Raw genomic sequence first — 21,065 nt, forward strand, 5'->3', positions numbered from 1 at the left:
CCTGCGGCTTTTGACGGTCTGGGGCTTTCCCTTGATCTGAACGGAGGGCACTGGGGCCCGGTCCTCCTTGAGAAGTCTCTCGGTCTGTCCCGAGGCTTGTTCCGGGGCCGCCTGCGCGGCGGCTGCCGGTTTCTTGACCGCGGCAGCCGCCGGAGCGGGCTTCTCCACCGTCTCCGCCTTCTTGGGAGCCGCCTTTACGGCCGACGCCGGCGCGGCAGGCGCAGCCGCCGGCGCGCCCGCAGCGACGAGCTGGATCCAACGGTGGAGAGTGCGGGTGCGGCTCTTGGCGTCCGTGGCCGACAGCACGCACTCATAGCGCCCCCCGGGCAAGCTGCTCCCGAAGTAGTTCTGGCGCCCGTTCCAATATATTTGGTGGAACACCGGGCCGCCCCCCGCGACTTCTTGGAGCGGGGCCAGCTCAGCGCCGCCCGAGGCCGGCTGCAGGAGCTGGAATTTCCAGGACACCAGCCCCGCGGGAGGGTCGGAGACGGAGAACTCGATGACCGCGCCTTCGTTGTCCTCCGGCCGGAGGGCCTGAGGATAGACCCCGAGGCTGATGGGCGGGCCGGCCTCCTCCCCCAGGGAACTCTCCACGACCAGTTCCAGCGGCCGGTTATAGACGAAGACGATGACGACTCCCTTGAAATCCTGCAACGGCTTGGGGATCTCGACCTGGCTGTTGAGCAGGTTCACCCTGACCCGCGGGGTCGCGACCCCGGTGCTGAAGAGGTAGGCGCTGATGCCCATGCTTCGGCGCATGTCCTGCACCTTGGCGTCGCCCGTGGCGGCGTCCTCGGGAAGGATGACCACCTGCGTGCTGCCCAGGCTGAAGACCAGACGCGCCATGGAATCAAGCAGGCGCGCGGCATCCTTATTGAAAGTGATCCCGGAAGAGAAGAGCAGGGCCGACGGGATCCCCAAGGCCTGCGGGTCCCCGTTCTCGAGCATCAGCACCCGGAGGCCGTCGTAGGCCTTGAGCTCCTTGAGGCTGGTCTCGAGCAGGTAGCGCAGCCTGGCACGGATCTCTTTCTTCATGAGGTCCCGGTTGGCGGGCGGCAGGGCCGCGTCGCTGCGCACCGCCGGGCGCACCGCAGGCGCCGGAGCGACTGGGCGGGCGGGAGTCGCCGCGGCGAGCTCGATGCCGGGGGAGTCGGGCTCGGCGATGCGGGGTGCGGCTGATGCGGCCTTGCGGGCCGGCTCACTGGCCACCGTCTCCACCTGGGGTGCGGCCTTGCGGGCCGGCTCGATGGCCACCACCGTCTCCACCTGGGTGGCGGCCGGCGGGGGGGTGCGTTTGAAATCCTTGGTGCCGATGTTCATGCGATGCGTGATCAGGTTGAGATACTCGTTGGCCATGGCCCGCTCCGACGGGTCTCCCTTGACCAGGAGGTCCATGAACCTGTCCATGGCCTGCATGTCGTCTCCCCGCTCGTAGAACATGATGGCTGTCTTCATCGCGCGGCTCTGGCTCGACCCCGGATTCTCTTCATCCTCCTGAGCAGGCGCCGCGACAGCGAGCGCCGCCGCTGCGGCGAAGATCCAGACTAGCCGAATTCTCATGGAAATAGCGACGCAAGCCGCTTCTCGGATAAATCTTAGTTAAAAGCCATTACTGATTTATTTCAGACCCAGGGACCTTAGACCGGCCAGCGCCCCCGCGTTGGCGGGGTCAAGGGATAGAGCCTGCCGGAATCTCGCCGCCGCTTCGCCGATCCGGCCCGCGGCCAGGTCGGCCTGCCCCAGATTGGCGAGCGCCGCGACGTTCTTGGGGTCATGGGAGACAACCCATTCCAAGTGAGGACGAGCCTGCTCGGCCTTTTGGTGATATAGTAAGAGACTCCCGGCCAGGAAGCGCGCCTTGCTCATCTCCGGGAAGCGGGCGGCCAAGCGCAGGGCTTCGTCTAGACTGGCCTGGGAGTAGTCCCCCCGGCTCAGGCGCGCATCAAGCTCGCGCATACGAGCTATCCCTTCGACGATCTCCGGAGGTGGACGCCCCGCGCGCGCCGCCGCGGCCAGCAGGGCCTGCTCCGAGGACTTCATATCCGGAGTCAAGGCCAAGGCCCGGGAGTAGGCGTCCATGGCCTCGGGCCAGCGCTTCTCCAGAGCGAAGAGGTAGCCCAAGTTGTGCCAGTGCTGGGGGTTCGCCGGGAAGAAATGGGTGGCCCGTTGCAGGAGCTGCAGCGCCTCGGCGCGATGGCGGGGGAGGTCCTGCAGGAGCGCGGCGCTGAAGCCGTTGTAGACATCCGCGGAGAGTGGGTTGATGCTCCAGGCCATGCGGTAGTAGTCCAGGGCGCGTTCGGTCTGCTTGAGGCGGGAAATCTTGATCGTGGCGATGTTGAAATAGATCTCGTCGTAGCCCGCGTTGGCCCGCAGCGCCTCGGCATAGACCGAGTCCGCGTCCGAGAACCTGTCGGAGCGCGCGTAGGCGTTGCCCAACTCGTAGATGGCGTTGACCTCGCGGGGGCCCCAGGAGCGCGAGGTCTCCAGTTCCCGGATCGCCATGGGCATGGTGCCCTGCCGGATGAGCTTGAACCCGGCGAAGTAGTGCACCTCCCGCTCCCAGACCCTGACCCAGTACCAGGAGGCCGCCAGGGCCGCGGCCACGGCTGCCGCGGCAAGGGCTTTGGCGACGGCCGGCCGGGGGATGGTCCGCCAGCGCCCCCCCTCCGGCTCGGCGCCCGCGGCGCCCATGGCCAGCCCGGCCATCCACCAGCACAGGAAACCCGGCACCGCGAAGTGGAGGGATACGTTGAGCATGTTGTCCACCAGCATGCCGGCGACGCCGGCGACCGCGGCCGTCCAGACGCCGGGGCGGCGGCCCTGCCTTGACCAGCGGCGCGCCACCGCGAAAAAGGTCGTCCACAGCCAGGCCCAGGCGCCCAGCCCGAACAGGCCGGTCTGGGACCAGACCTCGAGGATCTCGTTGTGGGCGTTGTTGGCATGAGTGCGCATACCCGCGAGGACGTCGAACGTGTTGAGCAGATGCCCTTGGTAGAAGGGGTAGAACAGCTCGAAGAGGCCCCACCCCTTCCCCGTGAGAGGATTCTCGGCTCCCATGAGCCAGGCGCCGCCCCAGATGAGCACGCGCTGGTAGAGAGGACTATAGGGGACCGAAGACTTGGCGGCTTGGCTCATCTCGGTGAGGCGGCTGATGACGCTCGGCGTGTACCCCGTGGCGATGGAGCTCGCCGGCCAGAACAAGACAACGGCCAGCGCCGTGGCGGCGAGCAGCCCGCAAGGCCGGGGCGCCAGCGCGGCCGTCCGGCGCAGGTCGGTGGACAGGGCCAGGAGCAGAAGCACCGCGGCCAGGGCGCCGGCCCAGGAAGAGCGGGTCATCGTGCAGAACAGGGCCGCCTGCAGCGCCAGCGCCACGGCCCCATACACGAGGCGGCCGAGCGACGAGCGTGCCTCGATGAAGCAGGCCACCGCGACCGGCAGCAGCAGCACGTTGTACGAGGAGAGGAAATTGGGATTGCCGAACGTGGAGACCGAGCGGCCGCCGTAAGGGTTGAGCACGTTGGGCCAGATGAACTCGAAATTGAAGTATTGGCTGATCCCGTAGAGCGAGGCCAAGGCCCCCGCGGCCAAGGCCAGATGCAGGAAGTCTAGGACCCGTCCCCGTCGGCAAAGCCAGAAAGCCGCGGCCAGGCCGGAGGCCCAGACCAGAGCCCCGTAGGGATCCCACACATGGAGCCACGGATCGGCGGACGGGCTGCTGGGCCCGCGCATCTGCGGGAACCCCACCCACAGGAAACCCCACAGGACGACGAAGGCGGACCACCAGCCCAAAGCCACGCCCTTGCGGTCCGGCCGCCCGCCGTCGTCCCAAGGCAGCGCGGCGGACAGGTAGTAGGGGAGCATCGCGTTGCAGACCAGGAAGAGCGCGCTGCGTGAACCTTCGCTGACCATGGCGGGGCGGAAGAAGGCGGCGTGCCCGACATAAGCGACGGCCCAGCTCGCGGCGCAGGCGGCCAAGGTCGCCAGCCAGGGCCCGTCTAGAGGAGAGCGGGGGACGCGGATGCCTCCGGGCGCCCAGGCCCCGCGCACGAGATAGGCGCCTCCCGCCGCGGCCAGAGCGGCATTGAGCAGGCAGATCTGGGTGATGTACGGATTGCGGGTCAGGTTGGTGAAGAACAGCAGCGGCGAGACGAAGTGAGCGACGACGAGGCAGAGGATGAAAGAAACGGTCATGTAAACATGAAGAAATCTAGCCGGGGATGGGGCTCGAACCCACAACCTATCGCTTACGAAGCGATTGCTCTACCGTTGAGCTACCCCGGCGCGACAGGGATTCTACCACATTATCGCGTTCAAAGTGGAAACTGCCGACCCCTTTTAAAGTATAATCTTAAAACATGATTAGAAAGATGATTCCCGAGTGGATGGTCCCTCGGGGCGGGACGTTCCGCAAACCCAAGGACTGGGCGGACAATCTCAAGCCGGACCCCGCGGCCGCCCCCGCGCATCCTGAGATCCCCCACGACCTGCGCCAGGCCATCCGGAAAGCCCAAGAAGCGGTCTTGCGTCTCCAGGACAAGGAAGAGGGCTATTGGTGCGCGGATCTCAAGGCCGACACCACCATCGATTCCGACACCATCATGCTGTACAACTTCCTGGGCCGCGGGACCTCGGTCAAGATCCGCAAGCTCGCCGCCCACATCCTCAAAGAGCAGCTCCCCTGTGGAGGCTGGCCTATCTATCGCAACGGCCCGGCCGACATCTCGGCCACTGTGAAGGCCTACTGGGCCCTCAAGTTCGCGGGTTTCTCCGCCACGGACGAGCGCCTCGCCAAGGCCCGACGCCGCATCCGGGAGCTCGGCGGCATCCACAAGGTCAACACCTACACCAAGTTCTACATGGCCATCTTCGGGCAGTACGACTGGCGCGGCGTGCCCACCATCCCGCCGGAGCTGATGCTGTTCCCGAAATGGTTCTATTTCAACATCTACGAGATGTCCTCCTGGACCCGGGCCATCGTGGTCCCCCTGTCCATCGTCTGGTCCTACCAGCCCGCCATCCCTTGCCCGCCCCACGCGGCGCTGGGCGAGCTGTTCCCTGATTCCCGGCGCCACATCCCCCTCAAGGACGCGGTGGGGGCGCACAGCTTCCTCTCCTGGACCACCTTCTTCCTCCTCTGGGACCAGGGGTTGAAGGCCATGGAGGGACGGGGCGGGCACTGGATCCGGATCTGGGCACTGCGCCTGGCCGAGGATTGGATGCTGGAGCGGCTGCAGGACTCCGACGGCCTGGGCGCCATATACCCCGGCATCGTCAACACCATCATGGCCATGAAGTGCCTGGGCTATCCGGACACCGACCCGCGCCTGGTCGAGCAGCTCGAGGAGCTCGACCGCCTGGAGCTGCCTCAAGAGGGCGGCGAGTCGACCGAGTGGCAGCCCTGCCGCTCACCGGTCTGGGACACGGCCATCTCCGTCATCGCCCTGGCCGAGTCCGGCATGGAGCGCGGCCACCCGGCTCTGGTGCGCGCCGCCGACTGGCTCATGAGCAAGGAGATCAAGACCGCCGGCGACTGGAAGGTGACCAACCCGGCCGGCCCGGTCGGCGGCTGGGCCTTCGAGTTCAACAACGCGTTCTATCCCGACATCGACGACTCCGCCATGGTCATGCTGGCCCTGCGCCACGTCCATCTCGACGAGCACACGGCCCATCGGCGGGAGAAGTCCTGCCTGCGCGGGCTCAACTGGCTGCTCTCCATGCAGTCCAAGGACGGCGGCTGGGCCGCCTTCGACAAGGACAACAACAAGGTCATCCTGACCAAGATCCCGTTCTCCGACCACAACGCCATGATCGACCCGCCCTGGGCCGACATCACCGGCCGGGTGCTCGAGTTCCTGGGCTACATCGGTTACGACCAGAGCTACCCGGCCGTGGCCCGGGCCGTGCGCTTCCTGCGCGAGGAGCAGGAAGAGGACGGCTCCTGGTTCGGCCGCTGGGGGGTCAACTACATCTACGGGACCTGGCAGGTCCTGCGGGGCCTGGCGGCCATCGACGAGGACATGAGCCTGCCCTACGTGCGCCGGGCCGTGGACTGGCTCCGCTCCGTGCAGCTGCCGGACGGCGGCTGGGGCGAGACCTGCGCCACCTACGAGGATCCCTCCCTGAAGGGCAAAGGCCCAGCCACGCCCTCCCAGACCGCCTGGGCCATCATGGGTCTTATGGCCGCCGGGATCTATGACGACTCCGTGAGCCGGGGCGTCGAGTACCTGGTGCGCACGCAGAGGACGGATGGGACCTGGGACGAGACCGAGTACACGGGGACGGGCTTCCCCAAGGTCTTCTATTTGGAATACACGATGTACCGCAATTATTTCCCCATCCACGCCCTCGGAGTCTACCAATCGGCCCTGGGAGAGGCGCTCTGCGAGGACGACGAGACGGCTCCGGCCGGAGCCGAGGTCCGCTAGCCGGCGATGCCCTCCCCTTTGGCGCTGCAGTTGGCGGTGTTCCGCTACATCCTGGGCCGAAAGCTCAAGGGCGATAAGCGCTTCCCCCTGGTGCTCATGCTCGAGCCGCTTTTCGCCTGCAACCTTGAGTGCGCGGGCTGCGGCAAGGTCCAGTTCCCCGCGGAGGTCCTCAAGAAGCGCCTGACCCCGGAGGAGTGCTGGGAAGCGGCCGGGGAGTGCGGCGCGCCCGTGATCTCCGTGGCGGGCGGCGAGCCCCTCATACACCCGCAGATCGACGAGATCGTGAGGGGTCTCGTGGAGCGCGGCAAGTACGTGTTCCTGTGCACCAACGCCTTGCTGCTGGAAAAGAATCTGCACCGCTTCAAGCCCTCCGCCCACCTCATCCTCTCCGTGCACCTCGACGGCCGCGAGCCGGTGCACGACCGCATCGTGTGCCGCGAGGGCGTGCACAAGACCGCGGTCTCGGCCATCAAGGCGGCCAAGGCCGCGGGCTTCCGGGTGATGACCAACTCCACCATCTTCCAGGGCCAGGACCCGGCCGAGTTCCGGCTCTTCTGCGAGGAGCTCGCGGGCCTGGGCACGGACGGCATCATGATCGCGCCCGGCTTCGCCTACTCCAAGGCCAAGGGCCAGGAGATGTTCCTCAAGAAGGAGCAGACCCGGACCTGGTTCCGCGAGGCCCTGAAGGACTGGCGCAAGATGGGCTGGGACTTCAACCACAGCCCCTTCTACCTGGACTTCCTCGAGGGCAAGCGCGAGTACGACTGCACGCCCTGGGGCCTGCCCCTGCGCAACGTGTTGGGCTGGCAGAGGCCCTGCTACCTCTTCGAGGAGGGCGGCTACGCCAAGACCTACAAGGAGCTGCTCGAGACCACGCCCTGGGACAAGTACGGCCGGGCCTCGGGCCATCCGGCCTGCGCCCACTGCATGTCGCACGTGGGCTTCGAGCCCTCCTCCGTGGTCGACGCCTTCTCCTCGCCCAAGAGGTTCCTGGAGCTCATCTGGGACTTCGCCACCATCCGCGGGCCGCGCAAGGCGCAGGCCGCCTACCCGCGGTGATGGACAAAGCCTTCCTTACAGGCGGCACCGGCTTCGTGGGCGCCAACCTGGCGCGCCTCCTGCTCGAGCAGGGCTTCGCGGTGAAGGTCCTGGCCCGGCAGGGCTCGGACCGCCGGAACCTCGACGGGCTGCCCGTTGAGTTCGTCAGCGGCGGGCTGCTGGACAAGGACGCCCTGGCCGCGGGCTGCGCCGGGGCGCGCTACGTCTTCCACGTGGCCGCCGACTACCGCATCTGGGTGCCGGACCCGGCCGAGATGCGGCGGGTCAACGTGGACGGCAGCGTCAACGTGGTCCGGGCCGCGGCCGAGGCGGGCGCCGAGCGCATCGTCTACTGCTCCAGCGTGGCCGCGATCATGCCGCCCGACGGCCGGACCGCGGTCGACGAGAGATCCCGCTATCCCGGGGTGGACGCGGTGCCCGGCGACTACAAGAAGTCCAAATATCTCGCGGAACTGGCCGTGCTGGAGCTGGCCGCCAAGGGCGCGCCCGTGGTGGCGGTCAACCCGGCCGCGCCCATCGGTCCCTGGGACCGCAAGCCTACGCCCACCGGGAAGATCCTGGTCGATTTTCTCAACGGCCGCATGCCTTCCTACATCGACACGGGCCTCAACGTGGTGCACGTGCGCGACGTGGCGCTGGGGCACCTGCTCGCGGCCCGCAAGGGCCGGGTGGGCGAGCGCTACATCCTGGGCGGCGAGAACCTCACCTTCAAGGGGATTCTGGACATCCTCTCCGAGGTCTCCGGCCGGCGCGCGCCGCGCTTCAGGACCCCTTACGCCGTGGCCTACGGCTTCGCGGCGGTGGACACGGCCTTCTCGCGCCTGACCGGCTCCGAGCCCCGCGCCCCGCTCGACGCGGTGCGCATGGCGAAGCACTACATGTGGTACGACTCGGGCAAAGCGGTCCGCGAGCTGGGCTACGCCCCGGTCCCGGCGCGCCAGGCCCTGGCCGACGCGGTGGCTTGGTTCAAGGCCAACGGCTACGTGAGGGCCGCGTCGTGAGCGGAATCCTCGTGGCCGCGGCCACGCGCTGGGAGTCGGAGCCCATCCGCAAGGCCCTGCGGGGCTCCCGCCCGGCGCTCGTTCTGCGCACAGGCATGGGTCCGAAAGCCGCGACAGCGGCCCTCTCGCGCCTGGAGACCGAGCCCGCTCTCGTGGTCAGCGCGGGCTTCGCCGGCGCCCTGCAGGCGGACCTGCGCTGCGGGGACCTGGTGGCTTGCCAGCTCACACCCTGCCCGCTGGCTGCCCAGGCCCTGGAGACCTCCGCCGTGGCCCTGGGAATGGTCCCGCGCTTCGGCCGCATCCTGCACTCGGATTTCGTGCTGACCACGCCCGAGCAGAAGCGGGAGGCTGGCGAGCGCACCGGCGCCCTGGCCGTGGACATGGAGTCCTCGGCTATCGCGGAGTGGGCCCAAAAACGCGGCCTGCCGGCTTTGGCCGTGCGCGTGGTCTTCGACGAGTTGGACCGGCCTCTGCCCGCCGCGGGCTGGGCCATGCTCAACCCGTTCTTCTGGCCCCGGCTGGCCGCGTTCTGGCCCGTTCAGCGGCGCGCGGCCGCGGTCCTGGCTTCCGTCATGAGATCCTTCCTGGAGGCGCTGTGAACAGCCTGCTCAACCGGTATCTGGAATCCACCTCGAAGCGCGTCGAAGCGGTCCTCGACCGCCTGCTCAAGGCTAAGTCCGAAGAGCCCGAGTCCATCCGCAAGGCCATGCGCTACTCGCTCTTCGCGGGCGGCAAGCGTCTGCGGCCGGGCCTGGTGGCGGCCGGCGCCGAGTGCTGCGGCGGCCGAGCCGTCCGGGTCCTCAAGCCGGGAGCCGCCCTGGAGATGATCCACACCTATGCCCTCATCCACGACGACCTCCCGGCCATGGACGACGACGACCTGCGCCGCGGCAAGCCCACCAGCCACAAGGTCTTCGGGGAAGCCCTGGCCATCCTCGCCGGCGACGGGCTTCTGACTTTGGCCTTCGAGACCGCGGCCGCCAACGCGCGCGAGTGCCGCCTGTCCGGTCCCGCGACCGCCGAGCTGATCCGGGTCATCGCCGCGGGCGCGGGCACCTCGGGCATGGTGGGCGGCCAGGTCGCGGACCTGGGCGCCGAGAAGTGGCGCGGCCGCCTCTCGCGCCCGCGCGCCGCGCGCCTGCTCGAGTACATCCACCTGCACAAGACCGGCGCCCTCATCACGGCCAGCCTGGAGGCCGGGGCCATCCTGGCCAGGGCTTCCGCAGCCCAGCGCCGCGCCCTGCGCGCCTACGGCCGGGCCATCGGGCTCTCCTTCCAGGTCGCCGACGATATCCTCGACGTGGTCGGGGACAAGAAGAAATTGGGGAAAAAGGGCTCGGACGCGGCGAACCAGAAGCTCACCTACGTCTCGCTCCACGGGCTGGAGCGCGCCCGGGCCGAAGCCGCCAAATGGACCCGCCGCGCCCACGCCGCCCTGCGCCCGTTCGGCCGGCGCGCCCGGGTCCTGCACGAGCTGGCCGACTATATCGTCACGAGGGATAGATGACCATGGAACTGCTGCCCCGCATCCAGGACCCCGCGGACCTGCGCAAGCTCAAGCCGGAACAGCTGCCCCAGGTCTGCGACGAGCTGCGCGAGACCATCATCGACACCATCTCCAAGAGCGGCGGTCACCTGGGCTCTAGCCTGGGGGCCACGGAGATCATCACGGCCCTGCACTACGTCTTCCAGACCCCGCGCGACAAGGTCATCTTCGACACCGGCCACCAGAGCTACAGCCACAAGCTCCTGACCGGCCGCCGGGAGAAGTTCGCCGGCATCCGGCAGTTCGGCGGCATCTCGGGGTTCCCCAAGCGCTCCGAATCCGAGTACGACGTCTTCGGCACGGGACACGCCTCCACCGCCATCTCCGCGGCCCTGGGCGTGGCGTCCGCGCGCGACCTCAAGGGCGAGGACTTCAAGGTGGTGGCCTTGGTCGCCGACGGCTGCATGACCGGAGGCGAGGCCTACGAAGGCCTGCAGAACGCCGGCATGCTGCAGTCGGACCTGCTCGTCATCCTCAACGACAACCAGATGTTCATCTCTAAGCGCGTGGGGGCCTGGGGCACCTTCCTGACCAAGCTCCTGACGCTGGGCGCGGTGCGCGGCGCCGAGGACTCGGTCAAGAAGTTCCTGGCGCGCTTCCAGTTCTGGGGCTCCAGCATCCTGCGCGTGGCCAAGCGCGCGCGGGTCCTGCTCTTCCCGGGCATGCTCTTCGAGGAGATGGGCTTCGCCTACTTCGGCCCGGTCGACGGCCACGACGTGGTCCAGCTCGTCGAGGTCCTGCGCCACGTCAGGACCCTGCGCGGGCCGGTGCTGCTGCACTGCGTCACGAAGAAGGGCAAGGGCTACCCGTACGCGGAGAACGACGCCACCGCCTTCCACGGTCCCAGCCGCTTCGACGTGAGCACGGGGCACTTCCTCAAGAACCCCACGCCCAAGGCACCCCCGCCCAGCTACACCGCGGTCTTCGGCAAGGCGGTCGTGGAGGAGGCCCGGCGCGACCCGCGCGTGACGGCGATCACCGCGGCCATGCCCGAGGGCACGGGCCTCGACGAATTCCGCGAGGAGTTCCCACGCCGCTTCTACGACGTGGGCATCGCCGAGGCGCACGCGGTCACCTTCGCGGCGGGCCTGGCGGCCGAAGGCTACCGGCCGGTGGTCGCCCTCTACTCCAGCTTCCTTCAGCGCGGTTTCGACCAGGTGGCGCACGACGTCTGCCTGCAGAACCTGCCGGTGACCTTCGCCATCGACCGCGGCGGCCTGGTGGGCGAGGACGGCCCCACGCATCACGGGGTCTTCGACCTGGGCTTCCTGCGCCTGCTGCCCAACATCACGGTGATGGCGCCGGCGGACGAGAACGAGCTGCAGCACATGCTGCGCACCGCGCTGTCCTTGGGCACGCCGGCCGCGCTGCGCTACCCCCGAGGCCTGGGGGAGGGAGTGGCCATGGACCCGGAGCCCCAGCCCCTGCCCGTGGGCAAGGGCGTGCGTCTCAAGGACGGCTCGGCCGTGACCATCCTGGCCATCGGCGACCGCGTGCACCCCGCTCTGGCGGCCGCGCATCTGCTCGACGACCAGGGACTCTCCACGGGCGTCATCAACATGCGCTTCGTCAAGCCCCTCGACGCGGAGCTCGTGCGCCAGGCCGCGGCCGCCACGCCGCGTCTGGTCACGGTGGAGGACAACGCCCTGCCGGGCGGCTTCGGCCCCTGGAGTCCTCGCCGGCGCAGGTCCTGCGCCTGGGGATCCCGGACCACTGGGTGGAACACGGCTCCCTGGACAAGCTCTACGACCTGACGGGGATCTCATCCAAGAAAATCGCGCAGCGCGTCGCCGAGTGGCTGGGGCACAAGCCCCGCCCGGCCGGAGAGCCGGCCGGCGCAAGAAATGCCTGAGAGGTATCCGCCTATGATCACTGACGAGACCAAGACTTTGACCGAAGAAGAGTTCGCGGTGCTGACCGAGGACCAGCAGGCCGAGGCCCCGGTCGCGCCTCCCGCGGAGGAGACCGACCCCGAGAAGCTGAAGAAGATCGCGCGCAAGCCGCCCAAGGAAGGGCCGTGCAAGCGCTGCGGCCAGGACCGGCCCCTCAACCGCCTGATGCTGTGCTACCCTTGCTGGGTCAAGACCGAGCTCGAGAAGACCGGCTGGAGGGAAGGCATGCCCCACCCGGACTGGTGCCACTGCGAGGGCATCAAGGACCACCAGCGCAAGTCCGACGGGAACTGAAAGGCCTTTGTGAGGGGCGCCCGCAAAGAGGAATAGCGCGGGCGCGACTGCCGGCGCGAAGCGCCGGCAGTTCTATTTAAAGACCATCTTGCGGTAGTGCGCCAACTCCGCGATGGACTCGCGCACGTCGGCCAGGGCCTCGTGCTGCTTGGCCTTGTCGTACGCGCAGGACTTGCCCAGATACCACCGCTGCGCCAGCTCCTTGACCGTGCTGACGTCGATGGAGCGGTAGTGGAAGAAGTCATGCAGCAGCGGCATGTAGCGCACCAGGAAGCGGCGGTCCTGGCCGATGGTGTTGCCGCACAGCAGGGACTTGCCGGGCCGGCACCACCGGACCAAGAACTCCAGGGTCCGCGCCTGCGCGTCGGCCACGGTGACTGTGGACCGGCGCACGCGCTCGGTCAGGCCGGACTGGCCGTGGTGCTCCACGCACCAGGGGTCCATGCCGGCCAGGACCTCGTCCGGTTGGTGGATGGCCAGGCAGGGGCCCTCGGCCAGCTCGCGCAGATCGCTGTCCGTGACGATGGTGGCGATCTCGAGGATGGTGTCCTTTTCGGGATACAGGCCCGTCATTTCCAGATCGAGCCAGACCAGGTTCTTTTCGCTGACCATATTGTCGAGGATAACGGCCGAGGCATGATAGCAAATCTGTGCGTGAGCGCGGCCGCCCTCAGGGATCGCGTTGGCTGTCATGTGACTTAAATCACCTTGACACCGGTTTTGGGCTTCTGTTAGACTAGCTACGCAGGTACGCCGACCCGTTTACGGCAAACCAATGAGGAGGACTCAGGAAATGCAACGACTCGCAAAGTTGAGTGTTCTCGTCGCCGCCGCAGCCGTGAGCGTGGTGGTCGGCTGCTCCGCCCCGCAGAAAGCCAGCCCTATCGCCAGCAACGCGCCGGAATGGGTCAATAAGGGCTCCGGAGCCTTCAAGGACGCGCAGGGCGCCGCCGTGTTCTACGGCGTGGGCATCGCCCAGGGCATCCGCAACCGCGCCCTGCAGGTGACGGCCGCCGATGACCGCGGCCGCGCCGAGATCGCCAAGATCATGAACAGCTACGTCGTGGTCCTGACCAAGGACTACATGGCCTCCGTCACGGCCGGCGACATGAGCAAGTCCAGCGAAGAGCAGATGGTCAGTTCGACCATGAAGAACTTCGCCAAGTTCACCCTGCACGGCGCCATGCCGGTGGACCACTGGAAGGACCCGACGGACGGCACGCTCTTCGCCCTCATCAAGCTCGACATGGGCGCGGTCAAGAAGAGCCTCGATGAGTCCAAGGAGCTGGATTCCAAGATGCGTGACTACGTCAAGGCCAACGCGGAGAAGGCTTTCGACGAGCTCGCGGCTGAGGAAGCCAAGCACTAAGCCGGCCCGGCGTTAGAGGACCGGTCCCCAGCGGCAGGCGCATCGCCGCCTGCCGCTGGGAGCTATCCGACACCTGAAGGAGAGACCATGTTCAAATCCCTGCTACCCGTCTGTATCGCCGTCCTGTTGTTCCCGGTCCTGGCCGGCTGCGCCGCGACCGAGGTCAAGCGCATGGACGTGGCCGAGGTCAAGGACCTCAGCGGCCGCTGGAACGACACCGACTCCCGCCTGGTCGCCGAAGAGATGATCAAGGACTGCCTCTCCCGCCCCTGGCTGGCCACCGCCACCTCGTTCAAGGGCAAGAACCCCACCGTCATCGTGGGCACCGTGCGCAACCAGAGCAGCGAGCATATCGCCACCGACACGTTCACAGAGGACCTGCAACGCGAGCTCATCAACTCGGGCAAGGTCGAGTTCGTGGCGAGCAAGGGTGAGCGCGGCGACGTCCGCGACGAGCGCCTCGACCAGGACACCAACTCATCCGAGGAGACCCGCAAGGAGCACGGCCAGGAGCTCGGCGCCGACTTCATGCTCAGCGGCATCATCAGCACCATCACGGACCAGGAAGGCGGCCAGTCGGTGGTGCTCTACCAGACCAACCTCAAGCTGCTCAATATGAAGAGCAACCAGATCGCCTGGAACGGCCAGAAGAAAATCAAGAAGTACGTCAAGCGCGCCAAGGCCTCTTGGTAAGCCGGTGACCGTCAGCTGCCGCCGTCCGGAGAGAACATGCTAAGGATTCCCTCATACATCCCCATCCGGACGGCGGCGGCCGCCGTGTTGCTGTGCGCCGTGGTCGGCTGCCAGTCCGGGCCGTCCGGCTCGTACAAGAAGAAGATCAACACCGACTTGGCGGCGCAGAACTACGCCCAGGCCGAGATGGACGTCGAAAAAGCCAAAGAGGGCGAATACGGCAAGAAGAACATGGTGCTGTTCTACCTCGACAAGGGCACGGTCCTGCACCACGCAGGCAAGTACGCGGAAAGCGACAGCGCCTTCGACCAGGCCGAGCAGCGCATGGTGGAGCTCTACACCAAGAGCATCACCAAGGCCGCGGGCATGCTGGTCCTCAACGACGGCACCGCGGACTACGCGGGCGAGCCCTTCGAGCGCGCGATGACCAACGTGTACCGGGCCTTCAACTGGCTCTTCCAGGGCAAGCTCGACGAGGCCCTGGTCGAGGCGCGCAAGGCGGGCATCTTCCTCGACGAGCTCAACCGCACGTTGGAGGGCAAGGCCAAGTACAAGGACGACGCCTTCGCCCAGTACCTCGCGGCCCTGCTCTACGCCGACGCGGGCAAGATGGACGACGCCCGCATCTCCATGGATAGGGCCATGGACGCCTACGGCTGGTACCAGTCCTCCTACGGCTCGGCCAAGCCGCACTTCGAATTCCCCAAGGAGGACAAGAAAGCCCAGCGCGGCGAGCTGGTCTTCGTGCACTTCAACGGCGCGGCGCCGATCAAGGTGTCCAAGACCTTCCAGGTCGCCTGGGGCAACGCCGTCGCCATCGCCAAGGAGAACGACACCGAAGCCCAGGGCGCGCAGTTCTCCAACGGCCTGCGCGCGGGCATCACGGGCAACTCCATCACGGTGTCCTATCCCGAGTATGTGGCCCAGCCGTTCCGTACCAAGGGCTCCGAGGTCTCGGTCGACGGCGGCGAGGCCCTCCCGGCCACGCTGATGGAGGACATCCAGGCCATCGCCACCAAGACCCTGCAGGACCGCATGGCCATCATCCGGACCCGGGCCATCGCGCGGGCCACGGTGAAATACGTCCTGGCCGAGGTGGCGTCCCGGGCCGCGGCCAAGGGCTGCGACCAGATCGGCGGGTTCGGCGCCATCGCCTGCAAGGCCTTGGCCCGCGGCGCGGCCCACGGCATCGCCGCGGCCAGCGAGGTCGCGGACACCCGCTGCTGGGGCACCTTGCCCGCCGAGATCCGCATGGCGCGCCTGAAGCTGCCCGTGGGCAAGCACACGGTCTCGGTCAACTTCAAGGACGCCGCCGGCAACGTCGTCGGCACGCATGTCTTCAATGATGTGGACATCGCCAAAGGAAAGCGGACTTATCTGAGTTATCGCACCGCTGACGCGGTGGAGCCGGGGCAGCCGGCCGCCGGGTCTCAGGCGGCGAAATCGGGGGTCAAAAGATGAAGAAGACACTGCTAATCCTCATGTCGCTGGCCTGCGCCTGCGCGAGCCCGACTCCGGCCAAGGCCAATCCCCGGAATCCGAAGCCGGAGTGGGTGGACGGCTCCAGCATGGAGTACTCCCGGGACAAGTACCTGACCGGAGTCGGCAGCGCCGACGACCGGGCCACGGCGCAGGAGCGCGCCCGCGGGGAGATATCCAAGATCTTCTCCTCGCAGATCACGGTCAACACGGCCTCGCTGGCGGCCGAATCCACCGTGCAGGTCACGGGCAAGAAGGACCAGAACTCCTTCTCGCAATCGGTCTCCAACAGCGTGGAGAACGTGTCCAAGAAGGTCTTGGAGGGCGTGGAGATCCCGGAGACCTGGCAGGACGACGCTTCGCGGGTCTATTACGCCCTGGCGGTGCTGGATAAGTCCAAGTCCGTATCCGCCATCACGGACAAGATCGCGGACTTCGACGCCCAGGTCAAGCAGTGGTACGCGCAGATGGTCCAAGCCACGGACAAGCTGCTCAAGGTCAAGGCCGGGATGAAGCTCCTGGCCCTGTTCAAGGCCCGCAAGGGCCTGGAGAGCGACCTGCGCATCCTCGACGGCAAGGGCATGCCCAATCCGGTGGACGAGGCGGCGGTGCGCGCCGCGGCCGCCAAGACCCTCTCCGAGCTGGACGTGGCCATCGACGTCTCGGGCACCAAGTCCCGCGAGGTGGAGACGGGCGTGGTCAAGGCCTTGAACGGCTTCGGCCTGCAGGCCACGGCCGGCGCCCCGCAGGGCGCGGTGGACATTCTGGTCACGGGCGAGGCTGAGACCAACCCGGTGGAGGGCACGGACGTGCGCTGGAAGTTCGCGCGCTCCTACGTGACCGTGAGCCTCAAGGACGGCCGCACCAACAAGGTCTTCCTGCAGTTCGACGTGGCCGAGAAGGGCTCCTCAGGCGACTACAACACCGCGGCGCGCAGGAGCCTCGCCAACCTCTCCAAGAAGGTGGCGTCGGCTATCAACGACGGCATCACCGAGTATTTCGAGAACCAGTAAGCTCCGACAAAGAAGCCCCGCTCGCCGCATGGAGCGGGGCTTCTTGTTTTATCGGGAGCCATCCCAGCGGGAGGCACGCTGGAAGGCGTCGACGCCGACGCGGTCGGCCAGGGATGGGTCGTCTGTGAAGGGGTTGCGGTTGCCCTGGAATCGCTCGATGAGATCGTTGCGCCGCATCTCGTCCGGGCCGGGCGGGAAGCTCCGGTTCCAGGACAGGAGCAGCTCCAGCTTCTGGTTCCAGAAGGCGGGGTTGAACCCACCGTTGGAGATGTTCTGGTCGCAGTACCGGGTGTAGAAGTAGAGCAGGGCCCGGGCGACCCGGCCCTTGGCCGCGTCCGGCGGTTCGAAGACGCCCTGCCCGGACTTGGCGCCGCCGTCGTTGTGGTACTCGCCCTGCCCCTGGACCACGCCGAAGGGCATGCTGCCCCGCATCCCGTTGGGATGGATGAAGGTGGCCAGCAGATGGTGCAGGTCGGACTTCATGGGCAGGCGCTTGGAGAAGAAGGACTGCGGCCAGGTGTGCTCCACGTTCATGCCCTGGCTGTCCACGAAGGCGTCGCCGTTCTGGTCGCCGCTCTCCCGGTAGTCGGAGCCTTCCGCGCTGGTCCCGGCCACGAAGACGCCCGAATAGGCGTCGATCACGCCGCGCCGGCCCCCGCGCTCGACGTTGTCCGCGGTGGAGAACATGTAGTGGGAGGCCTCTTGATATTCGTGCTGGCGGTAGCCGCGGCCGGAGCTCTCGTGCAGCGAGGCGAGGAGTTGGGCTCCGGATCCGGCCGCCGCGGCGGGAGCGGCGACCGCGGCCCGGACCGCGGGGACCTCGACGGCAGGCGCGCCGCCCGAGAGACGGCGCAGGGAGTCGAGCGCGGCGTCGTCCTGCTGGGCGCCGCAGAGCGCGGCGGAGAAAGGCAGGACCAGGGCCAGGGCCAGGCGCCTGAGTTGGGGCATAGGCCCAGTATAGGTCGCAAGACCCAGAAGCGCCAGGGGCTGCGGGCCCAGAGCCTCCTGGGCCTAAAGACCTACTGCCCGCCCGTCGGCGCCGCCTCTTCCTGGGGCGCCCTCTGGAAGAACTGCTTGATGAACTTGCCCACCTGCGTCTTGGTCACGGGCTTGTCGAAACTGCCCGTCACCTTGATCTCCATGGGCGCCACCCGCCCCACCTGGGCCGTCACGGTGAGGTCGAGCTTCTCCGTGGGAAGATTGATCGTCCCCTGCGACTCCACCTGCGCCGCGTCGCTGTAAAGGTGCGTGTCCCGCACCGTCATCACGCCCTTATCGAACTTGTAGTCCCCCGCGATCTCCGTGAACGTGATGTTGTTGAAATCCGGAAAGATCCGGATGCCCCCGATGCCCCCGATCTTCTGGATGATGAGCAGAGGGAAGATCAGGACCTTCACGATTGGCGACTGCGTCGCCAGCTTGCCGATGTTGTTGAAATTCCCCCCCGCCACCTGTAAGGTCGCGGTCCCGTCCAAGGACTTCATGTCCGGCGTCATGTCCGAAAGCTCCCAGAAGGCCTTGACCCCCTTGGCCGTCACGTTCGGATGGCGCAGCTCCCCGACGGTGAAGCGACCCCGCATGGAGAGGGGAGGCGTCGGCTTGGGCTTCTCCCCCGTCTTCGCCTCTTTCTTGGCTTCTTTCTCCTTCTGCTGGGCCGCCAGAGCCGCCTTAGCCGTCAGATATCTGCCCAAATCGAAGCGGTCGAGGTCGGCCACCAGGTCGATGAACGGCTCGGCCCGGTAGTTTTTCACCGTCAGGTCCATCGCCAGCTTGCCGTCGGCCACCTTGCCCGTCAGGTTCGGGATGTCTATGCGCCGCTCGTCGAAGGACGCCGTGCCCGTGAACTCCGACAGCGCCAGGCCCGCCACCGTCGCGCCGATCCCATCGAACTTCATCTTCCCGCCCACCAGGAACTTCGAGGCCGGCCCAGAAAGGCTCAAGGCGAAGAAGCCCTTGCCGCTCAGTTTCTGCTCCCGCGTCTCCGGGGTCACCTGCGTCAGTTCGTCGAGCACGAACGAGCGGCACTTGAGAAGGAGGTCCAAGACCGGATCCTTGGAGCGCACCGACTTCACCTTGCCCGACACCTCCAGGTCGTTCTTGCCCACCACCAAGCGCAGCCGGCTGAACTCCACATTGTCCATCCCGCCCGATGCGGAGAGCTCTACCTTGGAAGCCGGCACTTGCAGGTCCGGCGGAACCTGCGGGAACGGGATATCCGCGGACTTGAAGGCCGGCAGGGCCAGATTCGCGGTCACGGAAAGCTCCGGCTCCGGGCTGCCTGAGAACGGCTTGCGCACGAGGCCCTTGATCTCCGCTTCGCCCGCGGAAGTCTTGATCTTGATCGAGTCCACGGTCACATCTTCCCCGTCGGAGCGCAAGACCGCGTCCACCTTGGCCGCCGGAACGACCAGTCCCGCCGGCAGCTTCACCAGCGCAACATCCTCCGCCTTGGTCGCCGGGAAGTCCAGCCGCAATCTGGCCTTAAAATCGCGCCCCTTCGGCTTGCCCATCAGGTCCGAGACCTCGCCCGAGGCCTCCAGGTCCGCGCCCGCCGCCTTCACCTTCAGGCTCGTGATGCTCGCGTCCCAGCCCCGCAGGGCCAAGTCCGCATCCACGGTCGCGGCCGGTATGACCAGGTCCGCCGGCAGCTTGACGAACGGGACGGCCGAGCCCTTGGTCTTGGGAAGCTCCACATGAGCCTTCGCCTTGAGCTCGCCCGGAGTCGGCTTGCCCATCAGGTCCTTGACCGAGCCTGAAGCGTCGATGGTCGTGCCCTCCGCCTTCACGCGCAGAGAGCTGATCGAAGCGTCCCATCCTTGCAGAGCCAGCTCCGCGTCCACCTTGGCCGCGGGTATGACCAGTTCGGGGGGCATCTTCAGATAGGGGACCGTCGAGGCCTTGGTCTTAGGGATGTCCAGGCTCACCTTGACCTTGAATCCCTGAGGCCGGGGCAAGGACGCCAGCAGGTCCGCCACCGTGCCCGAAGCCTCGACCTGCGCCCCCGCGGTCTTCACGCGCAGGGAATCGAAGGAGGCTTGCCAGGCCGTGAGCTTCAGGCTCGCGTCCACGGTCGCCCGCGGGATGACCAGTCCGGGCGGCAGCTTCACGCCGGGGATAGCCTTGGTCTCAGGGACTTCCAGGTGCACCTGCGCCTTGAGGTCAGGCTCGGGCTTTGCCGAGTAGACCTTCGCCAGCCGGCCTGTGGATTCAACGGTGCCCAGCTTGGTCCTGACCTTGAGCCCGTCGAAGGCGAGCTCGTCGCCGGCCAGCTTGAAGCGCCCCGCCAAGTCGGCCTCAGGCACCAGCAGGCCCTTGGGCAAGGGCAGGCTCACCAAGGCCTGCAGGGCCGGCGCCCGCGGGTCGAAGCCGGGCGTATGGACCTTGAGCGTCAGGTCCCCGGCCGGCTTGGGACCGGTGCTGGTGATCACGCCCTTGGCCTCCACCGAGGCCAGCTCCGCGCCGGCGAGGCTCAATTTGGCCGCCAAGTCGAGCTTGGGCGCGGCGAGGTTGGCGACCTTGCCGGAGAGGCGCAGCTCCCGGCCGGAGTCCTCCAGACGCAGGGACTTGATCACCGCGGACATGCGTTCCGGCTTGCCGTCGCCCAGGTTCACCTTGCCCGAGAAGGCCAGCGACGCGGCCAAGGGCTTGCCCGCGACCTTGCCGTCCGCGCGCAGGTCCAGGTCCACGTTGAAAGGCCCGTCCAGGTGGAAGTCCGAGACCTTGGCGCTGGCCACGGTCAGCTTCACGTCCTGGCCCGCGGCCGCGTCCTTATAGGAAATGCCGGCGTTGCGGAGGACCGCCTTCTTGACGAGCAAGGACAAGGCCATGCCCCCCGGGACCGCGCCCGCGGCCGGGGCCGTTGAGCCCCCGATATCCGAGAAGTTGAAGACGCCGTCGGAGCGGCGCACGACCGAGACCTTGAGGCCATCGGCCGTCACCTTGTCCACGGCGAGCTGTCCGTGCAGCAGGGGGAAGAAGGCCAGGCTCACGGAGAAAGCGTCGGCCTCGGCGAATCGGCCGGCCTTGAAGTCCGGCCGCTCCGACACGGCGAGCTTCTCCACCACCAGTCCCTGCACGAGCCCTACGGAGATGCTCCCCAGGCTCACCTCGCGCTGGAGGGACTTGCGCGCCTGGCTGACGATCAGGTCGCGGACGCGCTGGGGGGTCAGATAGCGCTGCAGCGCCCAGGTCCCGATGCCCAGGCCGATGAGGCCGAGGACCGCGAGGGCGGCCCCGATCTTAAGGATCGTCTGCAAAAGTGATTTTTTCATGGTCATATTTGGCGTGCGACGCG

16 protein-coding genes and 1 tRNA gene are annotated in these 21,065 nt (G+C 67.3%); 11 read left to right on the forward strand and 6 right to left on the reverse strand.

Annotation, left to right across the window (positions count from 1 at the left end; translation table 11 throughout):
- The 3 genes from NTY77_03410 to NTY77_03420 all read right to left on the reverse strand — a co-directional run.
- The coding region (locus NTY77_03410) for a hypothetical protein (protein MCX5794527.1) at positions 1-1,455 on the reverse strand (1,455 nt) is incomplete at its 3' end.
- A 162-nt stretch (positions 1,456-1,617) separates the two neighbouring features.
- Positions 1,618-4,191, reverse strand: a complete 2,574-nt coding sequence (locus tag NTY77_03415; GenBank protein MCX5794528.1) for an O-antigen ligase family protein — start codon at positions 4,189-4,191, stop codon at positions 1,618-1,620.
- Positions 4,192-4,209: 18 nt separating this feature from the next.
- A tRNA-Thr gene (locus NTY77_03420) sits at positions 4,210-4,281 on the reverse strand.
- Between the two features lie 74 nt (positions 4,282-4,355).
- Here NTY77_03420 and shc point away from each other — a divergent pair.
- From shc to NTY77_03455, 7 genes are all read left to right on the forward strand, one after another.
- Positions 4,356-6,425 (forward strand): squalene--hopene cyclase, encoded by a 2,070-nt coding sequence (shc, locus tag NTY77_03425; protein ID MCX5794529.1) that lies wholly within the window; start codon positions 4,356-4,358, stop codon positions 6,423-6,425.
- Positions 6,426-6,431: 6 nt separating this feature from the next.
- A complete protein-coding gene (gene hpnH, locus NTY77_03430; GenBank protein MCX5794530.1) occupies positions 6,432-7,484 on the forward strand; it encodes an adenosyl-hopene transferase HpnH in 1,053 nt (350 codons plus the stop codon).
- Positions 7,484-8,485 carry an NAD-dependent epimerase/dehydratase family protein gene (locus NTY77_03435; GenBank protein MCX5794531.1) on the forward strand — a complete coding sequence of 334 codons (1,002 nt, stop codon included), beginning with the start codon at positions 7,484-7,486 and terminating at the stop codon, positions 8,483-8,485. Before hpnH ends, NTY77_03435 begins: the two co-directional genes overlap by 1 nt.
- Positions 8,482-9,084 (forward strand): hypothetical protein, encoded by a 603-nt coding sequence (locus NTY77_03440; protein MCX5794532.1) that lies wholly within the window; start codon positions 8,482-8,484, stop codon positions 9,082-9,084. Before NTY77_03435 ends, NTY77_03440 begins: the two co-directional genes overlap by 4 nt.
- Entirely contained in the window at positions 9,081-9,992 is a 912-nt protein-coding gene (locus NTY77_03445; protein ID MCX5794533.1) for a polyprenyl synthetase family protein, read from the forward strand. The genes NTY77_03440 and NTY77_03445 overlap by 4 nt, the downstream gene beginning before the upstream one ends.
- Complete coding sequence (gene dxs, locus NTY77_03450) at positions 9,989-11,785, forward strand: 1-deoxy-D-xylulose-5-phosphate synthase (GenBank protein MCX5794534.1); 1,797 nt, start codon at positions 9,989-9,991, stop codon at positions 11,783-11,785. The genes NTY77_03445 and dxs overlap by 4 nt, the downstream gene beginning before the upstream one ends.
- 111 nt (positions 11,786-11,896) lie before the next feature.
- A complete protein-coding gene (locus tag NTY77_03455; protein ID MCX5794535.1) occupies positions 11,897-12,217 on the forward strand; it encodes a hypothetical protein in 321 nt (106 codons plus the stop codon).
- A gap of 72 nt (positions 12,218-12,289) precedes the next feature.
- On the opposite strand, the gene orn is transcribed toward NTY77_03455, so the two are convergent.
- Positions 12,290-12,829, reverse strand: a complete 540-nt coding sequence (gene orn / locus NTY77_03460) for an oligoribonuclease (protein MCX5794536.1) — start codon at positions 12,827-12,829, stop codon at positions 12,290-12,292.
- Between the two features lie 181 nt (positions 12,830-13,010).
- Here orn and NTY77_03465 point away from each other — a divergent pair, with 181 nt between their 5' ends.
- The 4 genes from NTY77_03465 to NTY77_03480 all read left to right on the forward strand — a co-directional run bounded on the left by NTY77_03465 (position 13,011) and on the right by NTY77_03480 (position 16,771).
- The gene (locus NTY77_03465) at positions 13,011-13,586 is read left to right on the forward strand and encodes a hypothetical protein (protein MCX5794537.1); all 576 of its coding nucleotides are present in this window, start codon (positions 13,011-13,013) and stop codon (positions 13,584-13,586) included.
- A gap of 87 nt (positions 13,587-13,673) precedes the next feature.
- The gene (locus tag NTY77_03470; protein ID MCX5794538.1) at positions 13,674-14,279 is read left to right on the forward strand and encodes a penicillin-binding protein activator LpoB; all 606 of its coding nucleotides are present in this window, start codon (positions 13,674-13,676) and stop codon (positions 14,277-14,279) included.
- A gap of 36 nt (positions 14,280-14,315) precedes the next feature.
- Positions 14,316-15,740 carry a hypothetical protein gene (locus tag NTY77_03475; protein MCX5794539.1) on the forward strand — a complete coding sequence of 475 codons (1,425 nt, stop codon included), beginning with the start codon at positions 14,316-14,318 and terminating at the stop codon, positions 15,738-15,740.
- Positions 15,737-16,771: an LPP20 family lipoprotein gene (locus NTY77_03480; protein MCX5794540.1), complete on the forward strand. Its 1,035-nt coding sequence runs from the start codon at positions 15,737-15,739 to the stop codon at positions 16,769-16,771. Before NTY77_03475 ends, NTY77_03480 begins: the two co-directional genes overlap by 4 nt.
- Before the next feature lie 48 nt (positions 16,772-16,819).
- Here NTY77_03480 and NTY77_03485 read toward each other — a convergent pair whose 3' ends face one another.
- Complete coding sequence (locus NTY77_03485) at positions 16,820-17,719, reverse strand: endonuclease (GenBank protein ID MCX5794541.1); 900 nt, start codon at positions 17,717-17,719, stop codon at positions 16,820-16,822.
- A gap of 71 nt (positions 17,720-17,790) precedes the next feature.
- Positions 17,791-21,042, reverse strand: coding sequence for an AsmA family protein (locus NTY77_03490; GenBank protein ID MCX5794542.1), 3,252 nt, complete (start codon positions 21,040-21,042; stop codon positions 17,791-17,793).
- Positions 21,043-21,065: the final 23 nt, after the last annotated feature.

It is taken from the genome of Elusimicrobiota bacterium, assembly GCA_026388095.1.
In the GTDB taxonomy this organism is placed as follows: Bacteria; Elusimicrobiota; Elusimicrobia; order UBA1565; family UBA9628; genus UBA9628.

Coding starts and splice junctions, on each gene's coding strand:
- dxs (MCX5794534.1), top strand. CDS start 9,989: ATGACCATGGAACTGCTGCCCCGCATCCAGGACCCCGCGGACCTGCGC.
- NTY77_03415 (MCX5794528.1), bottom strand. CDS start 4,191: ATGACCGTTTCTTTCATCCTCTGCCTCGTCGTCGCTCACTTCGTCTCG.
- NTY77_03470 (MCX5794538.1), top strand. CDS start 13,674: ATGTTCAAATCCCTGCTACCCGTCTGTATCGCCGTCCTGTTGTTCCCG.
- hpnH (MCX5794530.1), top strand. CDS start 6,432: ATGCCCTCCCCTTTGGCGCTGCAGTTGGCGGTGTTCCGCTACATCCTG.
- NTY77_03485 (MCX5794541.1), bottom strand. CDS start 17,719: ATGCCCCAACTCAGGCGCCTGGCCCTGGCCCTGGTCCTGCCTTTCTCC.
- orn (MCX5794536.1), bottom strand. CDS start 12,829: ATGGTCAGCGAAAAGAACCTGGTCTGGCTCGATCTGGAAATGACGGGC.
- NTY77_03490 (MCX5794542.1), bottom strand. CDS start 21,042: ATGAAAAAATCACTTTTGCAGACGATCCTTAAGATCGGGGCCGCCCTC.
- NTY77_03480 (MCX5794540.1), top strand. CDS start 15,737: ATGAAGAAGACACTGCTAATCCTCATGTCGCTGGCCTGCGCCTGCGCG.
- NTY77_03475 (MCX5794539.1), top strand. CDS start 14,316: ATGCTAAGGATTCCCTCATACATCCCCATCCGGACGGCGGCGGCCGCC.
- NTY77_03465 (MCX5794537.1), top strand. CDS start 13,011: ATGCAACGACTCGCAAAGTTGAGTGTTCTCGTCGCCGCCGCAGCCGTG.
- shc (MCX5794529.1), top strand. CDS start 4,356: ATGATTAGAAAGATGATTCCCGAGTGGATGGTCCCTCGGGGCGGGACG.
- NTY77_03455 (MCX5794535.1), top strand. CDS start 11,897: ATGATCACTGACGAGACCAAGACTTTGACCGAAGAAGAGTTCGCGGTG.
- NTY77_03435 (MCX5794531.1), top strand. CDS start 7,484: ATGGACAAAGCCTTCCTTACAGGCGGCACCGGCTTCGTGGGCGCCAAC.